The 17,453-nt window shown below is 41.7% G+C and carries 15 protein-coding genes; 10 read left to right on the top strand and 5 right to left on the bottom strand.

Going from position 1 to position 17,453, the window contains the following annotated elements; all coding sequences use genetic code 11:
- The first annotated feature begins 145 nt into the window (after window positions 1-145).
- A complete protein-coding gene (locus C1A12_RS17465) occupies window positions 146-1,045 on the top strand; it encodes a CBASS cGAMP-activated phospholipase (RefSeq protein ID WP_101845916.1) in 900 nt (299 codons plus the stop codon).
- A 249-nt stretch (window positions 1,046-1,294) separates the two neighbouring features.
- On the opposite strand, the gene C1A12_RS17470 is transcribed toward C1A12_RS17465, so the two are convergent.
- Window positions 1,295-2,035: a spore coat protein gene (locus C1A12_RS17470; protein ID WP_101845918.1), complete on the bottom strand. Its 741-nt coding sequence runs from the start codon at window positions 2,033-2,035 to the stop codon at window positions 1,295-1,297.
- Window positions 2,036-2,191: 156 nt separating this feature from the next.
- On the opposite strand from C1A12_RS17470, the gene C1A12_RS17475 reads away from it, so the two are divergent.
- Window positions 2,192-3,262, top strand: a complete 1,071-nt coding sequence (locus C1A12_RS17475) for a cell wall metabolism sensor histidine kinase WalK (protein ID WP_101845920.1) — start codon at window positions 2,192-2,194, stop codon at window positions 3,260-3,262.
- Window positions 3,263-3,298: 36 nt separating this feature from the next.
- Here C1A12_RS17475 and C1A12_RS17480 read toward each other — a convergent pair whose 3' ends face one another.
- A complete protein-coding gene (locus C1A12_RS17480) occupies window positions 3,299-3,754 on the bottom strand; it encodes a hypothetical protein (protein WP_101845922.1) in 456 nt (151 codons plus the stop codon).
- 389 nt (window positions 3,755-4,143) lie between these two features.
- Between C1A12_RS17480 and C1A12_RS17485 the strand changes: the two genes are divergently transcribed.
- A complete protein-coding gene (locus tag C1A12_RS17485) occupies window positions 4,144-4,374 on the top strand; it encodes an excisionase family DNA-binding protein (RefSeq protein ID WP_101845924.1) in 231 nt (76 codons plus the stop codon).
- Between the two features lie 280 nt (window positions 4,375-4,654).
- On the opposite strand, the gene C1A12_RS17490 is transcribed toward C1A12_RS17485, so the two are convergent.
- Both C1A12_RS17490 and C1A12_RS17495 read right to left on the bottom strand, forming a co-directional pair.
- Window positions 4,655-6,250, bottom strand: coding sequence for an amidohydrolase (locus tag C1A12_RS17490; RefSeq protein ID WP_101845926.1), 1,596 nt, complete (start codon window positions 6,248-6,250; stop codon window positions 4,655-4,657).
- Window positions 6,251-6,347: 97 nt separating this feature from the next.
- A complete protein-coding gene (locus C1A12_RS17495; protein WP_101845927.1) occupies window positions 6,348-6,728 on the bottom strand; it encodes a RidA family protein in 381 nt (126 codons plus the stop codon).
- Between the two features lie 437 nt (window positions 6,729-7,165).
- On the opposite strand from C1A12_RS17495, the gene C1A12_RS17500 reads away from it, so the two are divergent.
- The 7 genes from C1A12_RS17500 to C1A12_RS17530 all read left to right on the top strand — a co-directional run bounded on the left by C1A12_RS17500 (window position 7,166) and on the right by C1A12_RS17530 (window position 16,350).
- Window positions 7,166-8,656, top strand: a complete 1,491-nt coding sequence (locus tag C1A12_RS17500) for a Na+/H+ antiporter NhaC family protein (protein ID WP_101845929.1) — start codon at window positions 7,166-7,168, stop codon at window positions 8,654-8,656.
- A 169-nt stretch (window positions 8,657-8,825) separates the two neighbouring features.
- Window positions 8,826-9,119 (top strand): hypothetical protein, encoded by a 294-nt coding sequence (locus tag C1A12_RS17505; RefSeq protein ID WP_101845931.1) that lies wholly within the window; start codon window positions 8,826-8,828, stop codon window positions 9,117-9,119.
- Between the two features lie 577 nt (window positions 9,120-9,696).
- The gene (locus C1A12_RS17510) at window positions 9,697-11,277 is read left to right on the top strand and encodes a long-chain-fatty-acid--CoA ligase (RefSeq protein ID WP_101845932.1); all 1,581 of its coding nucleotides are present in this window, start codon (window positions 9,697-9,699) and stop codon (window positions 11,275-11,277) included.
- Between the two features lie 94 nt (window positions 11,278-11,371).
- Window positions 11,372-12,820 (top strand): NAD(P)H-binding protein, encoded by a 1,449-nt coding sequence (locus C1A12_RS17515; protein WP_101845934.1) that lies wholly within the window; start codon window positions 11,372-11,374, stop codon window positions 12,818-12,820.
- A gap of 22 nt (window positions 12,821-12,842) precedes the next feature.
- Window positions 12,843-13,808 (top strand): aminoglycoside phosphotransferase family protein, encoded by a 966-nt coding sequence (locus tag C1A12_RS17520; protein ID WP_101845936.1) that lies wholly within the window; start codon window positions 12,843-12,845, stop codon window positions 13,806-13,808.
- Window positions 13,783-15,000: an MFS transporter gene (locus C1A12_RS17525; protein ID WP_101845938.1), complete on the top strand. Its 1,218-nt coding sequence runs from the start codon at window positions 13,783-13,785 to the stop codon at window positions 14,998-15,000. The genes C1A12_RS17520 and C1A12_RS17525 overlap by 26 nt, the downstream gene beginning before the upstream one ends.
- Before the next feature lie 168 nt (window positions 15,001-15,168).
- A complete protein-coding gene (locus C1A12_RS17530; RefSeq protein ID WP_101845940.1) occupies window positions 15,169-16,350 on the top strand; it encodes a sugar MFS transporter in 1,182 nt (393 codons plus the stop codon).
- A gap of 41 nt (window positions 16,351-16,391) precedes the next feature.
- Here the strand turns inward: C1A12_RS17530 and C1A12_RS17535 are convergent, their stop codons facing one another.
- Entirely contained in the window at window positions 16,392-17,450 is a 1,059-nt protein-coding gene (locus C1A12_RS17535) for an SDR family oxidoreductase (RefSeq protein WP_101845942.1), read from the bottom strand.
- Window positions 17,451-17,453 lie beyond the last annotated feature (3 nt).

The raw sequence follows: 17,453 nt of genomic DNA on the forward strand, positions 1-17,453 counted from the left end.
CCTTCCTTGGAGTTATAATATTAAGGTTTTCCTACTTCCATTTTACCATACAGTGACATAGAAATCTTCCATTTTAACCCTTTTGTCGAATGACAATTGTTAATCGTGGTTAAACTTAGAATAAACATAAGATTAGGTGAAGTCCGTGAAAATACTATGCATTGACGGTGGTGGAATTAGAGGTATCCTTCCCGTAACGATCTTAAAAGCCATTGAAGAAGATTGCGGCAAGCCGATAGGAGGTTACTTTGACTTAGTAGCAGGGACAAGTACGGGCTCTATTATTGCTTCTTCTATAGTTCTCAACAAAAAAATGGCAGGTGTGCTTGAGTTTTATCAAACGTATGGGAAACAAATTTTTACTAGACAGGCTAAGGTGGGGCTGTTTAAAAGCGTGTATAGCGACAAGGATTTAAGAAAGCTGCTTCGTGATGTTTTCGGGGGGATTACACTCTCAGAAATTGATAAGCCGCTTCTTATTCCTTCAGTTGATATTACTAATGGGAAACCTTTTGCATTCCATTCGTACGACGGGAAAAGAGGAAAAGAAGTTGACCTATGGGATGCTATTCTTTCTTCCTGTTCAGCTCCGGTCTACTTTCCTCCAAATAACGTATCACAACAATATTTGACCATTGACGGAGGACTATGGGCTAACAACCCGTCGATCGCAGCCATTACAGAAGCCATTAAATCTTTCCAAATTAAAATGGACGATATGAAAGTTCTCTCGTTTGGCACGGGTAGACAAAAAGTCGATTTTTCCCTTTCGAAGAATAAATACTGGGGTCTGCGGCATTGGATGCCTTTGAAATTTCCCTCCTTAAAAACAAAGCCTAAGCTCCTGGATTTAGCACTGCATTTATCCTCAGAATCCGTTTCTTATCAAAGCCAATTATTATTAGGGGATCGCTATTTGCGTATAGATGATGATTTAGATCGGGAAGTTCCTTTCGATGACATTCATTGCATGGAAGAGTTGATAGAACTTGGAGAGAGTGTGTACAAAAATAATAAAAATGAAATTATTCGGTTTCTAGAGTAATAAGCTGCCTTTTTATAGCAGGACTGAAGAATAGAATATGAACAGGCTGGGACAAAACTGAATAAATCATAAAATAATCCGAATGATTCTGTAGAAATCAGTTCGGATTATTTATGTTAAAGAGAATTCACACCATTTCTACGCTAATGATCTGCGTTTATACTAATATCGTTTTTTGACTTCACTGCTTTACTTATGTCCCAGTCTCTTCCCAGCCCAAAGCCCACCCTAGAATTGAACGAATCCTATTTACTGTTGTTTCATTCCCAGTACAGCAACGTATTGCCACTCATCTTTAATTACAAACTTACGTCCGTCAAAAAAGAGGGGGGACTGGACAATTCCTAATCCATCGGCGTTGTAGCGGCCGGCGATACGCTGAAATACGAATAACTCATAAACTCCATTGCCGTCAAAATCAACAGGATATGCTGTATTTAATCCAGAGACCCAGCCCTGGACGGGGGATTTTAACTTGCCGTCCCTGGTATAAATTTCTGATAGGTATTCCTCTCCTTTGTTGCTGATATCGATAATGTAGTCGAGTTTTAATGTTTGGTTCGTTATTACAACTTTATAATTATCTTGATAGACGACATCGTATAAGTATTGGTCGTTAAAAGTCTCATAGTTGAATAATTCGTTCGCCTGATTGTTTAAAAAAGAGTAGATATATACAAAATAAAACCCGCCGCTGCCGCCGGAATTGATGTTGATTTGAATGTCATCGACTCCATCTCCAGTAAAATCGCCGAGGAACAGCGTCGGAGCGTACCCTGCATTTGTTTCAAGCGGGACGCTGTAGAAGGCTTGTGTTCTTCCGTCCTGGATGACTAACGTGATGTCGGTGGTATAAGGACTTCCCGTATCATTAGGTTTTCGTCCTGTTAAATAAACGTTATCGATGATTCCATCTCCATTTACATCCCCTTGAGCAAATGCAAGTACTGTCGGCTGATTTTCTGTAGGCCTGAAAGAGTAGGGGTACATAATTACTCATCCTTTCCAATGGATCTGCCTTTACACTATCCTATGCTTTGGAGTTCACAATTTATATGAAAAAAGTGGATATCCTTTTTGTAGACGATGGCTTGGAAGATGGTATATTCTTATAAGAAGGCATTACATATATAAAGGAGTAAAAGCATGTCTATTCGTAAACGTTTTATTCGTTCAAATATTTCTATTGTGATCATTCCGATTCTTTTGTTTCTTTTTGCAGAAGGCTATTTGCTGCTGTATACATTTGACTTTAGTGCGCAAGAAGGGGATCAGCTCACCTTTGCATCGATTCACATTGCCGGATGGCTCATTTTGTTATTAATCACGAATGCTTTGTTTATTTATTTCGTGATGAAAAATATAATCAAGCCGATGAAGAATCTGACAAAAGCAGCAGAAGAAGTGAGCGCAGGACAAATGGATGCTCCGTTTGTGCGGATGAAAAAAGATGAGATTGGAAAGCTTGCCGATTCATTTGAAAACTTAAGGCTGCAGCTGCTTGAATCTGAAGACGTAAAGAATAAGTATTCTGAGAACCGTAAGAAGCTCTTATACAATATTTCGAACGACTTAAGGCTTCCTATGTCGTTTATTAAAGAACAGATCGAATTCATGCAGAGAGAAGACATTTCTAAAGAGGAAGCAGACTCGGCATTACAGGCAGTTCATATGAAATCTATAGTACTTGAACGGTTAATCGATGAGTTGTTTCAGCATTCTGAACTTGATATGGGGCGGCTTGCTTTTTATTTTAAAAGACTGGAGCTGCGTTCTTTTATCATTGAAGTAATGGAAGAATTTCAAGTGGAGTGGGAAGAGGTAACGTTCACCTTCGAATCTGAAAAGGTAAAGCCTTATGAAGTAAAAGCAGATCCTGAGCAGTTAAAGAGGGTTATGGTTCACTTACTTAATAATAGTCTGCGATTTATGGAGAAAGAAGAGAAGAAAATTGAGATCCGCATCAAGGAACGACAGGGAGAAAGTATAGTAGAAGTCACGGATAACGGACCAGGTATATTGGATAATGATCTGCCTCATATTTTTGAAATGTTCTATCAATCAGAGCAGACAAAACTGTTTTCTGAAGGGGGAAGCGGTTTAGGGCTTCCCATTTCAAAGCGTATCATTGAAGAGCATGGAGGCAGCATTAAAGCAACCAGCCGGATTGGACATGGAACGACAATGAGCTTTACCCTTCCTTCTTACGATTCATAATCCATTCAAAAAAGCTTCCCAATAAAGGGAAGCTTTTTATACAAGGCTGAATCCTTCCTGTTCCAGGAAATCGGCAGCTTCTTCATAAGAGTTAAAGGAGCCTTCTAAATCTTCTCCCGCATAAACTTGATATCCATCTTCTTCACGCATAAGGACGAGAGTTTGGTCAAAGTCATTCATCCACTCTTCAAGGACAGGATTTTTTTCGGCCGGGGTAGTAGACAGGGAATCGACAGCCTCTCGAACAATATTGCGCAGCTCTTCTTCGGAGAAGTTACGAATGTTCACCATTCCACGCTCATCGGTTGGGTATCCTTCTATTTCTCCTGCGTATACAAAGCCGTTTCCATTAGGATGAAGGTGATAGACTACGTTTTTCTTGTCATATAAGCTTTCTTCAAAATGGAAGTTCACGCGGCCTAAAGAGACTTCTTTTTTAGTCAGCTCATCAAATTCTTCAACAATAGCAATTTTTTGTTCAAACGTTAGCATAAGTTCCTCCTGCTGAATTGTAATTGGTTAATTATAGCACAGGCTGAAGAGAATCGGAAATAAGGGATTGTAACTTGATGAAGAAAGTGGTATAGTAGTTGGGCGATGAGCTGTTTGTGTAAGACGAAGTATATGCCCTTTGAGGCTAAACGACGAATGTGGTCGTCGGTACATTCGCGACAAAAGATCGAAAGCTTTCCCTGAAATACGGGAAAGCTTTTTTGTTTGCTTTTGAAAATATCCCACCGCGGCTATTCATCATTCCCTTTTCAATCTGTTTCTGTTAATATCAGAGAAAATTCCCTAACGGATTTTGAGTGAGAATATCCTGGGAATAGGTGTGATATAGTAAATGGACCATCTTCGATTAGAAAGGGAAGGTGAATGTGATGTACCTAACGGTAAAGGAAACCGCTCAGTACTTGGACGTCCCAGAAGCCTATGTGGAGCATTTAATTCGAGAGAGTAAAGTCCGTTACCTTCACGATGGGGAACAGTATTTAATAAATAACGATCAGTTTGATGCTTATTTTGAGCAGATAGAAAAATTTCGCACGATGATGCAGGAATACTTAAGTGAACCTTTGCCTGAAGATCTCGATATCAAAGATGAAGACTAATAAGGGATTGGGACAAAATTGAATAAAGCATATAATAATCCGAACGATTCTATGAAATCAGTTCGGATTATTAACTGCCAAGAAAGGTTTTTTATTCACCGTTGCTCCGTCAAAATACTTCGCTTTTTCTTGGGTACGGCCTTAAGCGGAATCGAAAAAGCAAAGAGCGCTTTCCTGTGGGATTTTCGACTCACGCTGTTCCTGTCTACGCTAATGATCTGCGTCTATATGAGTCAATTTTTATTGGTATGCCATAGCTTTACTTATCTCTTGGCGTCCTTTACTTTTTGAACGTTCTTTTTCCGCGCTGCCATGTTTGCTGTATTTGAATCTGATGAATCTGCTCGGGCTTTACTTCTAAAGGATGCTTATTTAACAGAACGAAATCAGCTTGATAACCAGGCGCGATTTTTCCCTTTTCCTTTTCTCTGAACTCTAAGCGGGAAGGAGTTAAGGTGAAAGAATTAAAGCTGTCGTCAACAGAAAGCCGTTCCTGAGGCATCCAGCCTCCTTCAGGCTGATGGTTTAGATCCATGCGGGTGATAGCTGAATAGACCGAGATTAAAGGATTAATGCTCCCAATAGGCAGGTCAGAGCTCAATGTAACAGGGATGTTGGCACGGACCAGACTGTTCAGAGGGTCACAGAAACGCAGAAGGTGGTCGGGAGTCCACTTATCCTTTTTATCCCACTCTCCTAGTAAGAAAGAAGGCTGGGTTTCAATATACGGCTTTAGTTTCTGCAGCCGGTTTATCAAGTCAGGAGCCAGTGTCTGTGCATGAATAATTCGGTGCCTGAGTGCAGTTGTATTAGCTTCTTCTTGTTCCAAAGCTTCAATTGCTTGTTCGACAGCTCTGTCTCCAATAGCATGCATGGCTACCTGCATGTTTTTTTCACCGGCCAGTGCAACCATCTCATTTAACTGCTTTTGTGTATATATAAGCGACCCGCTTACTTCTGGATGCTCAGGATATGGATTCCTCATGGCAGCGGTGTGTAGACGCTGCGTTCCATCTAGGAAAATTTTGACCGCTCCAACTGTCACCTGATCTGTCCCGTCTCCTGTACGCAGGTTATTGGTTTTGAGAAACTCAGTTAAGTCCTCGATATCGAACACATAATGGTGAAGCTGAACATCCAATGGAAGTTGACCTTCAGCCTCGAGCTCTGTATAGGCCTCCCACAAACGCTCGTAGTCCCCAATAAAGCTTCTGTCATCCGTATGTACAGAGGTGATGCCGTGCTCACACAAATGAGGAAAAGCGGCGATTAATGCTTGTTTTGCATCTTCAGTAGAACGTCCCCAGAAACGGTGGTTAATGTAATGAACGGCTGTATCCTTAAAACGTCCTGTCCAATTCCCATTACTGTCTGTTTCTTTAAATTCTTCTGGCTCTCTATTAAAAGCCTCTTCTTGCTTTAACAAATCCATCGCTTTCTCGCTGATCACGCATTCATGTCCATCTTCATGCAAGAGATAAATGTAAGCATTCGCCTGGATTTTATTCAAATCCTCCGCGATTAATAAATGCTCTATGTCACTGAATTCAGAATCATTAAACCCTTTACCGAAAAACCAGCCTCCTTCATTTAAATCTTTATAGTGTTTCTCAATTAAATTTTTCATTTCTGTAAAACTTGTAGCTTCCGTTAAATCTAATTCTTTTTTTAAAAGCCCGTAGCGGAGTAAATGCATGTGACTGTCAATAAAGCCCGGACAAAGCACATACCCCTTTCCGTCTATTACTTCCTGATCCCCGGAATAAGGACTGGGATGAATCGCTTTAAATCTTTCTCCTTCAAATTCAACAGCATAGGTCTGTTCAGGCTTCTCATTACCGTAAGCTTGATAAATTCTAACGTTTTCTAAAATCATAATAGACTCCCTTCTAGTTCAACCTATTATTTTTCTACCCTCTCCCTCCTCAATTCATTCATTAAAAAAGCAGAGCTGCTGCTCTGCTTTAGATCCATTATTCTTTAACTGCAATAGCTTCAATTTCAACTTTTGCTCCTTTAGGAAGCTTTCCTACTTCTACAGCCGCGCGTGCAGGATATGGCTCGCTTAAGTAGCTGGCGTACACATCATTAACGGTAGCGAAATCATCCATAGAATCAAGGTAAATATTAGCTTTTGCAATATGCTTGTATGTCAGCCCGGCCTCATTAAGGATCGCTCCCAAGTTTTTCATTACCTGGTGAGCTTGCTCTCCCGCATCTTCAGAAACAAATTCCATCGTTTGAGGATCAAGAGGGATCTGCCCGGAAATGAAAATGAGGCTGCCTACATCGGCTGCTTGTGAGTAAGGACCAATAGCTGCCGGCGCTTTGTCTGTAGATAATGGTTTAAACATAACTGTCACTCCTTCTATGTAGTTAATTCCATCCTACCATGAGTCTGATAGAAAACGAAATTATTGTCGTTAGCTGTCCGACGAAATAATTTCCCGGGAAATAATTGTGGGATCCTCTCGAACGTTGGAGGTTTTTAGAAAATAAGCATAAAAACAAGTGGTTGGTATCCGGAAGAAATCCGTCTTGATAATTTGAATTTTAAGCGTTAATGTAGCTGTAATCGACCGTTGTTTTTACTGCGTTTGTAAACAAGGATATTTAACAATAACAATGTAGTATTACTTTTTTCCTTTTTAAAAGTAAAAAAAATCCTGAAATTAGTCGTTTAGTTACCAAATAATCATGATTTTATCCCAGATCGTTGTAAACGATTACTTGAAAGCTATGAATAGTGATACACTATGAAAGGATGTAACTGGATCAAGGAGGAAGTCTAGTGGGAAAACACGAAAATAACGAAGTAATCGACGAAGCATTGGGAGAAAAGAAAATTAAGAAGTTAGAGTTTCGCGGTGGAGTTTTTATGGCTACCATTCCATTAGTATTTTTCATTATCTGGGCGATCACGCTAAGTGTAGCCCAGCTTGTTACGGAAGAGGCACTAGTGTTAGGAATGGTAATCGGTGTAGCGCTTGGTTTGTTCTTTTGTAAATCGAAGTGGGCGGACTATGCTCAAAGTCTGATCTCAGGTATGGCTCAGCCTGTCGGTGTGGTGGCTGTCATTGCCTGGTTCTGGGCAGGGATGTTTGCCACCCTTTTATCCGCTGGCGGCCTTGTAGATGGCCTCATTTGGTTAGGGTTTCAAACAGGTCTTGAAGGAGGAGCATTTGTAGGAATTACCTTTTTGCTTTCAGCTCTTTTTGCAACAGCGGTAGGTACAGGCTACGGTACGGTGGCCACCTTTGGGATCCTTATGTATCCTGCCGGGGTTATTTTAGGAGCTGACCCTGTCATTCTGCTTGCTGCTATTTTAAGTGGAGCGGTATTTGGAGATAATTTAGCGCCTGTATCAGATACAACCATTGTTTCTGCTACTACTCAGGAAGCCGATGTACCCGGGGTGGTCCGTTCAAGGTTTAAGTACTCTATTACAGCAGCTGTTCCGGCTCTTATATTATTTGTTATTTTCGGAGGAGGAGGAAACAGGGGGGATACGCAGGTTATTGCAGAACTGCAGCAAGAAGTTGCTGCTGATGGACTGTTACTATTGCTTCCGTTTGCGCTAGTCTTGTTTCTAGCCTTATCAGGCCATCACCTGCTGACATCACTGACATGGGGGATAGCCGCAGCTGTTGGCGTAATGGCTCTTGCCGGAACCCCATTAACGGAAGTTATTCATATCTATCAAAATGATGCGGGAGATGCAGTTATTGAAGGGGCTTTAATGGATGGAATCGGCGGCTATTTCAATATGGCCATTTTAATTCTTTTCATTTTAGCGGCTGCTCATTTGATGGAAGTAGCGGGTACCATGGAAACCATTAAGAATTTCTTCTTAGGCATTATTAACAATATTGTCCGCCGTGCGGAGTTAACGATGTTTGGAATTGTCGCTTTCTTAAACGTGTTTATTACGATTAATACGGCTGCTGAAATCGCAGCTGCTCCTTTCGTTCGCAAACTTGGAAAAGAGATGAACATTCATCCTTATCGCCGTGCCAACTTTTTAGATACGGTCACCTCGTCGCTTGGGTACATTTTTCCCTGGAGCGGGGGCGTATTACTTGCATGGGCCACAATTCAGGGAGCAGCAGATGACTATGATTTCCTTCCTGTTGTCAGCCCGACAGAAGTATTTCCTTTCGTCTTTCAAGGATGGGGCTTACTGCTCGTTATGTTTATCGCAGCTCTAACAGGCTGGGGATTAAGATATAACGGTAAGAACGGTGAAGAAGTTAAACCAGCTGACTACCATTCAAACTCATAATATCCAAACCATCTTCCCCTATGGGGAGGATGGTTCTTTTGTACATAAGGCTCTTTAATCCAATCATTTAAAGTTGTTATTTTAAGCATTCTGGACCTTCATATCCGTTCACATGAGTACTATAATAGAGAAAAAGAATATATATTGTCGACAGGAGGACTACATAGAAATGGTAAACAGTTTTTATATAACATCAGATGAATTGAACAAACAGAAAAAATTTAACATAGGGTCCCTTGTGTTATTCGTTATATTCATCATCTTATTTACGCTTATGGTAAGCGGATTTTCATTCTGGGGGCTTGGACGTGCGGCTGTGATTTTAATGCTTTTATTTCCAATTGGCGGCGTGATCGTTGGATTAAAAGGTAATGGCTGGTTGAAATGGCTGATGCTGCTTCTTCACATCGGTGTATTTATAATGATGGCTTTCATTCTGCTGACGGCCCTTGGGGTCATGTAAGACAAAAACTTCCTTTTCACTCATAAGGAGTCAGGTTGAAAGTAGCCAGTTTAATTTATTAATCTTTTCTCTCTCTTTGTATTCGGTTTCTGCTGCTGCAGAGTCTAAGTGAATTTTAAGGAGTTGCGACCCAGGAGCCCTTATCTATATCGGTTTGTCAGACTTCTTTCCTGTAAGCTGCAAACACTTCGTTGATTCCGGTTTAAAATACAATAGTCGTTTCGTTTTAGCTATTTATAGTAAAGGGGTTTAGGAAACTAGGAGACTACTGTGGGAGGTGCGAACTCGGTGGGACCCCGGAGGGCTGTAGGCCCGCCATTCTCCCACGGAAAGGGAGTTTTTCCTAAAACCCTTATCCCTTCACCAGGTAACGGAGCTTTCTTTTTCTTCTCGATATATAAATAAAATTACTCTACCTGCGAGGTAGAAAATGCTTCCAGAAAAAACAGTATCTCCACTAACTGACTCCTTTTCTCATTAAAGAAGTCTTTTGTTATACAGCTGTATCATTTGATATATAACAGCTGATTCCATACAATTAAATGTAAGCGCTTTTATATATTGGGAGGGAGATACAATGCACGTACCTTTAGTCTTAACTGATTTTCTAGACCGCGCGGTAGAACTCTATGGCAGTAAGCCTGCTATTATTGATGACCGGCAGACATTAACGTATTACGAGTTAAATGAAAGAGTGAATCAATTATCCCGCGGACTGAAGGATTTGGGCGTAAAGAAAGGCGATAAAGTAGCTTATTTAGCCCCTAATACTACGGAAATGCTCGAAGGCTTCTATGGTGTCTTTCAAACTGGAGGCGTGATGACCCCATTAAATACGCGGCTTCAGCCGGCAGACTATCAGTTTATCTTAACTCATAGTGAGAGCAAAGTCCTTTTCGTAGATGAAGAACTGTATCCACTCGTTAAGCCTGTCCTGCATGACATTCCTAACTTAGAAGAAGTGATTGTTCATGGGAATGCCCCATATGGATGTTTCGGCTATGATGAGTGGCGAAGCAATTATTCTTCAGCTCAGTTTGAGCGGGAACCCCTGAAAGAATCAGATATTGCCAGTTTACTATACACGAGCGGAACAACAGGAAATCCTAAAGGAGTACTGCTGTCGCACCGCTCTAATTATTTACATGCCCTCTCTTCAATGCATCACTTGCGTGTATCCGATCAAGATACGCTTCTGCACGTCCTGCCTATGTTCCATGTGAACGGATGGGGATCTCCTTTTTATTACACCTTAAATGGTGCCACTCAAGTAATGCTTCGTAAAGTAGATCCTGCCACTATATTGGATAAGGTGAAAAAGTATCAAGTCTCGATTATGCATATGGCCCCCACTGTCTTAAATGTGCTCCTTGAGCAAAATGAGAAAAATCCTGATTTGCTCTCGCATAAAGGCCGTATTGTAATAGCTGGCTCAGCCCCGCCGCCTGCTTTTGTAAGAAAGGTGGAAGAAGAGATGGGCTGGGAATTCATTCAAGTATATGGAATGACAGAAATCACCCCCCTTATCACAACTTCGGCCTTACGTTCGATGGAACAGGAACTTCCGGCAGAAGAGCAGTATTTGTTAAAAGCAAAAACAGGATATGCGATGATTGGTTCCAAAGTCCGTGTGGTGAATGAATTAGGAGAAGAGGTACCGAAGGATGGTAAGACGATCGGGGAGATTGCCACCCGTTCCAATAACGTAATGGAAGGTTATTATAAAAATCCAGAAGCTACGAATGAAACGATACGAGATGGGTGGCTTTATACCGGGGATATGGCTGTAGTGGACGAACGGGGATATATTGAAATAGTCGATCGAAAAAAAGATGTGATTATCAGTGGAGGAGAAAACATTTCTTCAATAGAAGTAGAAGCTGCTTTATATGATCATAGTTCCATTCTAGAAACCGCAGTAGTGGCTGTACCTGACGAAAAGTGGGGGGAAGTCCCTCATGCCGTGGTAGTAGTTAGAGAAGGCCATTCGCTTGAAAAAGAAGAGCTGACCGATTACTGCCGAAAGAAACTGGCCCACTTTAAAGTGCCAAAAAGTTTTTCGTTTGCAGAAGAACTGCCTAAAACAGCATCAGGTAAAATCCAAAAAGTTGTCCTGCGTAAGCAGTTCTGGAAGGATGAAGACCGCATGATAAAATAACCCCGGGATTACCGGGGTTTTTGTATGCTTGTAGTTAGCAAGTGCGGAATAAAGGGTACGTGAGGTAAAAGACATACGTAGGAGGCATACAAATATGCACACGAACAATAGAAACAAGCGGCCAGTGGTTGCATTGACTGGAGCAAGTGGATATATAGGAAATCATTTACTTAAGAGGCTGACAGAATATGCTGATGTCATTGCATTATCAAGAAATGGAGATAACAAAGAGGATACAGACCACGTGACATGGAGGTCTTGTGATTTATACTCCCTTGCTGACGCTGAAAAAGGGCTGGAGGGTGCAGATGTTGCGGTTTATCTCGTTCACTCCATGCTTCCATCGGCTAAGCTCACGCAAGGATCTTTTGAAGATATGGATGTGATTCTTGCTGATAATCTTGCTCAAGCCGCAAAGAAAAAAGGTGTGAAACAAATTGTGTATTTAAGCGGGATCGTACCGGAAACAGAACATCTGTCCCGACATTTAAGAAGCCGGGTGGAAGTAGAACGGATACTTGGGTCCTATGGGATTCCTGTAACGACGATCCGAGCAGGACTGATTGTAGGTCCCAAAGGATCTTCTTTTCCGATCTTAGCTAAGCTGGTCAAACGACTTCCAGTAATGGCCCTGCCAAAATGGACGCGAACAAAAACACATCCGATTGCTTTGCCGGATGTTCTTCATGCATTAAATAGAAGCATAAATAATGAGAAGCTGAAAGGAAAGGCCATCGATGTAGGCGGCCCCGAAGTGATGAGTTATAAGGAAATGATCATTCAGACGGCGGAAGCATTAGGGAAAAAGCCGAAGCTGATTGACGTTCCATTGATTACTGTTAAACTTTCAAGGCTTTGGGTGAGCTTGATTACTCAATCGCCTAAGGAAATGGTCTATCCTTTAATAGAAAGTCTTGTGCATCCGATGACAGCGAGCACGGAAAGAATGGAACAAGAAGTAAGCCGCGGCCAAATGACATTTAAAGAAGCTGCAGAATGGTCGTTACAAGAAGAACAAACTCCTGCAAAATCAAGAAAAGTCAAACGACCTGTAGTTCAAAGAGATGTACGCTCTGTACAACGCATTTACCTGCCGGACGGTAAAGATGCCTCCTGGGCAGCCGCTCATTACGTGAAGTGGCTGCCTGATAAGTTTAGTCCCCTTCTTAAAGCAGAAATGGATAATAGCAATAACTGCAAGATTAGGCTTTCGTTAACTGGAAAAACTTTATTAAAAATGAGCTTTGCCTCGGAAAGAAGCAGTAATGAACGGGCTTTGTATTATATAACAGGCGGTGTGTTTCTTAACGACCAAAAGAACGAAAGAGGACGTCTGGAATTCAGGCAGATCCCTAACTCGCAAGAATGTATTGTTGCAGTTCATGATTATATGCCTTCTTTACCCTGGTTTGTGTACAAGTACACCCAGGCAAAAGCTCATTTGCTCGTAATGTATCTTTTCCGTAAACATTTACAAAATATGATAAAATCAACAGAAAGCAGGACACCTCGTGTGAGAAAACAAGCTGAAAGCTCAGCTTAATAAACGAGAGGAGGGTGGTGTAATGAAGCTGCCTGAAAAGTTTGTTAACAATGTATTGGCTGCTTGTCCAGAAGATGGACAGGAGTGGCTTGACTCACTTCCTGAGCTGGTTAGTTATTGTGAAAAACGCTGGTCCCTTACAATAGAGCATCCTTTCTCCCTTTCTTATAATTTCGTGGCGCCGGCAACTGCTCGAAGTGGAGAAAAAGTTGTGGTAAAGATATCCCTTCCTGAAGAAGGATACGAACGTGAAGGGCTCATGGCTCTAAACCCTGAGGGGCGAATAAATATAGTGGACCAGGATAAAGAAAAAAGAATACTCTTGTTAGAAAGAGTCGATCCGGGAAACCCGCTCTCAGAAATGAATAACGATGAAGAAGCGACGTATACAGCCGCTCACGTTATGAAGAATATCATTTCAAGTCCCGCTCCTGAATCTCCTCTTCCGTCAACGAGGCTGAGAGAACAGCAATTAAGGAAGTTGTATTTAGGGTGTGATGCTTATCTCGGTCCCATCTCAAAGCGAACGTTGAAGCTGGCTTTAGAAGTATTTTCATATTTAAACGATACAGCCCGCAAGCGCAAGGTGCTCCACGGTGACTTTCACCACTACAACATTTTGCAAAAAGGGGACGGGGAATGGACAGCCATTGATCCTAAAGGGTTAATAGGAGAGGTTGAATATGACCTGGTCCAGTTTTTATTGAATCGTCTGCCTGACCATAATCGGCAGGACTGTATTCGCAAACGAGTAGAAATTTTCGTAGAAGAACTTCAATTAAGCAAGGAAAGGCTGCTTTTATATGGGTTCTGCCATTCGGTACTCGCAGCTTCCTGGACAGTAGACCAGCGTACAGGGCATTATGACGAAGTTTTTTACTCGGGAATTGACACTTTTCAACGACTCTATGAAAATACATATCATCAGTCTATTGATATTTACCGGAAACGAGGAAGAAGTAATGGAGAGAAATCAAGCAATACATAAGAAGAAATGGTTAGTCATTGGAATTATATTAGTCGCTCTAAACCTAAGGCCTTCAATTACGTCAGTAGGTCCCTTGATTAGTTCAATACGTGAAGACCTCTCTATCTCGAATGGCGTAGCTGGACTGCTGACCACTCTGCCGTTAATAGCCTTTGCCGTTTTGTCAGCTCTTGCACCAAGACTCGGACTCAGAGTAGGACAGGGACAGGCGGTTTTTATCGGTATAATTATCCTTACGGCAGGCATTTTTATCCGCTCGGTCGAATGGATAGCTACGCTGTTTGTTGGCACGACGCTTATTGGGGTCGGAATTGCAATTGGTAATGTGCTCCTGCCGGGAATCGTAAAAGAGCAGTTCCCAGACAAAGTAGGACTGCTTACTGGAATCTACTCTATCTCTTTAAGCGGATTCGCCGCTATCGGTTCTGGCATCAGTTTTCCCCTTGCTGAGCGTTTATCAAGCGGATGGCAGGGGTCATTAGGTGTATGGGGGCTGCTTGCGTTAGCTGCTATTATCGTATGGATACCGCAGACTAGAATCAAGAAGAAGCCCGTAAAAATTCCTAAAATTGATATTAAAAACAGTCCGATGATGCGATCGAAGCTCGCCTGGCAGGTTACGATCTTTATGGGAACACAATCTTTTATGTTTTATTGTTTAATTACGTGGCTTCCTGAAATCATGCAAAGCCGGGGGATGGACCCGGCAACCGCAGGCTGGATGCTGTCCTTTATGCAGATTGTGGGGCTTCCTGCTACATTTCTAACGCCCGTGCTGGCCGGGCGCATGAATAACCAGCGCGGTATCGTGTTATGTATTGGAGCCTTATACCTCCTTGGTTTAACAGGAATGCTTGGTGTAAACACAGTCCCGCTTCTAACCGCATGCATTGTTCTGATCGGAGTAGCTCAGGGAGCGTCTGTAAGTCTCGCTTTAACTTTATTAAGTCTGCGGGCTTCTACTGCCGTACAGGCTGCGAATTTGTCAGGTATGGCCCAGTCGATCGGCTATTCGCTTGCAGCAATCGGACCGATATTATTAGGAATGCTGTTTGATGTCACTGAGAGCTGGACAGCGGCATTGATTATATTTATAGGAGTGGTTCTTATTATGGTCAGTGCAGGAATGGGAGCAGGTAAGAGGCAGGAAGTTCCCGATAGTGAACTGTTGAATCATTCGACAAACTTTTAAAAAGGTGGTTAGTAAGTAGCGACGGCATAGTTCAATTTTTTAAAAAATTGAACTTTTTTAAATTAACGCTTACATAAAAGAATATCGTTTTACTAATATAATGAGCGGGTATCTCCGAGAATGGAATTATTTTAATCGCTTTAAGTAACCATTCAGGAGGTAGACAAGATGTCTAAAGGAAAGAGTATCCATGCGTTAATTATTCTTATGTTCACTCAATTTATTTCTGGTGGGGTAACGAATACAAAAGGAATTGTGTTGGATAAAGTGGAACAGGATATTGGGTTGAACATGGATGAGTTCGGCCTTGTGGTATTTATATTCCAATTAGGATTTACATTAGCCAGTGTGATTATCGGTTATTATACGGATAAAAAGGGACTACGGATCATGACCGTCATCGGGTCCATCATTATGGGACTTGGTTTCTTAGGAACTGGCTTGGCTCCTAACATTATGTTTTTCTTAGGTTTTTATATGATTGTTGGTTTTGGTTTAGGATCACTAGGAGTCGCATCGAATGCAATCGTCCCTGCGGCGTATCCTGATAAGCAGCGTCAGATGTTTAACTACGCAATGGGGGTTTACGGACTTGGGATGGTATTATTCCCGCAGATTCTTAACTTCTTGTTTCAGTTTGCTTCATGGAGAGCGTTTTACATTGGAATTGCGGTTTGTTTAGTATTTGTAATTATTTATGTTACGTCAGTAGCGTTCCCATCAGGTCGGGCTGAGAAGATTGATTTGAAAGCTTTCATTCCGATGCTTCGGGATGCTCAATTTGTTTTTCTTATGGTTTTCCTGATGCTTCAAGTTTCAGCAGAGGTGTCGTTTACAAACTTCTTCCCGACGTATTTGAAGTCCCTTGATTTAGGTGGACTGTCGACTGATGCTAAAGACGATATGGTGGCAACCATTCTATCTTTATTTTCTGTCTTTTTCATGATTGGACGGCTTACTGTGGCATATCTGTCGAACTGGATTAATGAGCGTCTTATTCTGATAACATTTTCCGCGGGTTCAGTTGCAATGGTGGGGATCAGCTTCTTATTCGCTAATAGCTTTCCTTACTTGTTTGCTGGTGCAGGATTGTTCTTCTCGACGCTTTTCCCTACGGCTACTGCGTTCGGTACACAGCTTTCGAAAACGAGTGGTTCAGCTTTAGGTCTGATCTACATTGCTTCAGGGATTGGAGGCGGTATTGCTGGTTATATTGTAGGTCTTGCGTCCGATTGGTTTGGTCAGAAGGGCGGTTTCAGTGTGGTGCTGATTTTCTTAGTGATCATGTTCATTACTTCTCTGTTCTTAGACAGTAAGAAATCCAGTCAGGAAGGGTACGCTTCTTCCTAATGAAAAACGTCGAAGAATCCACTGAGATTCTTCGACGTTTTTTAATTTTTGAAATAAGCCTCAATAATCATTTGCAGCGTGCTCGTTGACAGATTTAAATGTTCAACGTTTGTATCTTTTATCAGCTGTTGAGTATTGTAGTCTTCAAAAGAAACGTTACCTGCTAAATATACACGGAAAATATCAATCATGCTGTTCAGCTGCTGTTCTTCAGGCGTCAGGTCGGTTATATTGCCAGAATGAACGAGATCTAATTCGTGAAAGCTCAGCGCTGATTTAAACATGTTCAGAATTTCAATGTTGGTTGGCGGATTCGGATTTGTAATGTTATAGATCTTCCTGGGTTCTGCTTTAGTAACAGCGAGACTTAAGATATCGGCTACATAATCAACAGGTACAAAATTGGAGGTGCCTTCTTCATTTGCAATTACACGGTATTTTACTGTGGCATCACTGCTGTTATTTCTGGCAACCCGTCGTTTGAAAATATGAAGCGCCCTCATGAACCCGTACAAAGTAAATTCAGAGTCGGCTTCTCCTGTTTTGGAGTCTCCGACGATAATGGCCGGGCGGAAGATGGAGACTTCCATTTGATCCTGGTAAGACCAAACGAGATGCTCCGATTGCACTTTACTTGCTTCATACGGATTGTGATATTCGGCATCCAGAGGGTACAATTCTTCTACACCTTTACTGCTTTTTCCAACGGTGTAAGCTGTACTGATATAGAAAAATTTCTCCGCACCAAGTGCTTTTGCAAGTTCCAGTGTATTCTTGGTTCCTTCATAGTTAATCTCGAACAATTCATCGCTTAATTCCACATCAAACTTTACAAGGGCTGCAGAATGGTAGAAGCATTCCATGCCAAGGTTCTGTAGTTTTTTAAACTGTTCATCCGATAAGCCGCAGTAAGGCTGGGTAATATCTCCTTTAATCAAATGGATTCTGTTCTTTTTTTCTTCAGAAAACTGATTAACGAGGCGTTCTCCCTTAGACACATTCCTTACCAATACATAGACGTGATGATCGACGTTCTCCATGAGATTACCAATCAATTTTCCCCCTAGAAATCCAGTCGATCCTGTTAAAAATATATTCAAATT

The organism is Halobacillus sp. Marseille-P3879 (assembly GCF_900240285.1).
Taxonomy (GTDB): domain Bacteria; phylum Bacillota; class Bacilli; order Bacillales; family Halobacillaceae; genus Halobacillus_A.

Coding starts and splice junctions, on each gene's coding strand:
- C1A12_RS17470 (WP_101845918.1), bottom strand. CDS start 2,035: ATGTACCCCTACTCTTTCAGGCCTACAGAAAATCAGCCGACAGTACTT.
- C1A12_RS17475 (WP_101845920.1), top strand. CDS start 2,192: ATGTCTATTCGTAAACGTTTTATTCGTTCAAATATTTCTATTGTGATC.
- C1A12_RS17480 (WP_101845922.1), bottom strand. CDS start 3,754: ATGCTAACGTTTGAACAAAAAATTGCTATTGTTGAAGAATTTGATGAG.
- C1A12_RS17485 (WP_101845924.1), top strand. CDS start 4,144: ATGTACCTAACGGTAAAGGAAACCGCTCAGTACTTGGACGTCCCAGAA.
- C1A12_RS17490 (WP_101845926.1), bottom strand. CDS start 6,250: ATGATTTTAGAAAACGTTAGAATTTATCAAGCTTACGGTAATGAGAAG.
- C1A12_RS17495 (WP_101845927.1), bottom strand. CDS start 6,728: ATGTTTAAACCATTATCTACAGACAAAGCGCCGGCAGCTATTGGTCCT.
- C1A12_RS17505 (WP_101845931.1), top strand. CDS start 8,826: ATGGTAAACAGTTTTTATATAACATCAGATGAATTGAACAAACAGAAA.
- C1A12_RS17510 (WP_101845932.1), top strand. CDS start 9,697: ATGCACGTACCTTTAGTCTTAACTGATTTTCTAGACCGCGCGGTAGAA.
- C1A12_RS17515 (WP_101845934.1), top strand. CDS start 11,372: ATGCACACGAACAATAGAAACAAGCGGCCAGTGGTTGCATTGACTGGA.
- C1A12_RS17520 (WP_101845936.1), top strand. CDS start 12,843: ATGAAGCTGCCTGAAAAGTTTGTTAACAATGTATTGGCTGCTTGTCCA.
- C1A12_RS17525 (WP_101845938.1), top strand. CDS start 13,783: ATGGAGAGAAATCAAGCAATACATAAGAAGAAATGGTTAGTCATTGGA.
- C1A12_RS17530 (WP_101845940.1), top strand. CDS start 15,169: ATGTCTAAAGGAAAGAGTATCCATGCGTTAATTATTCTTATGTTCACT.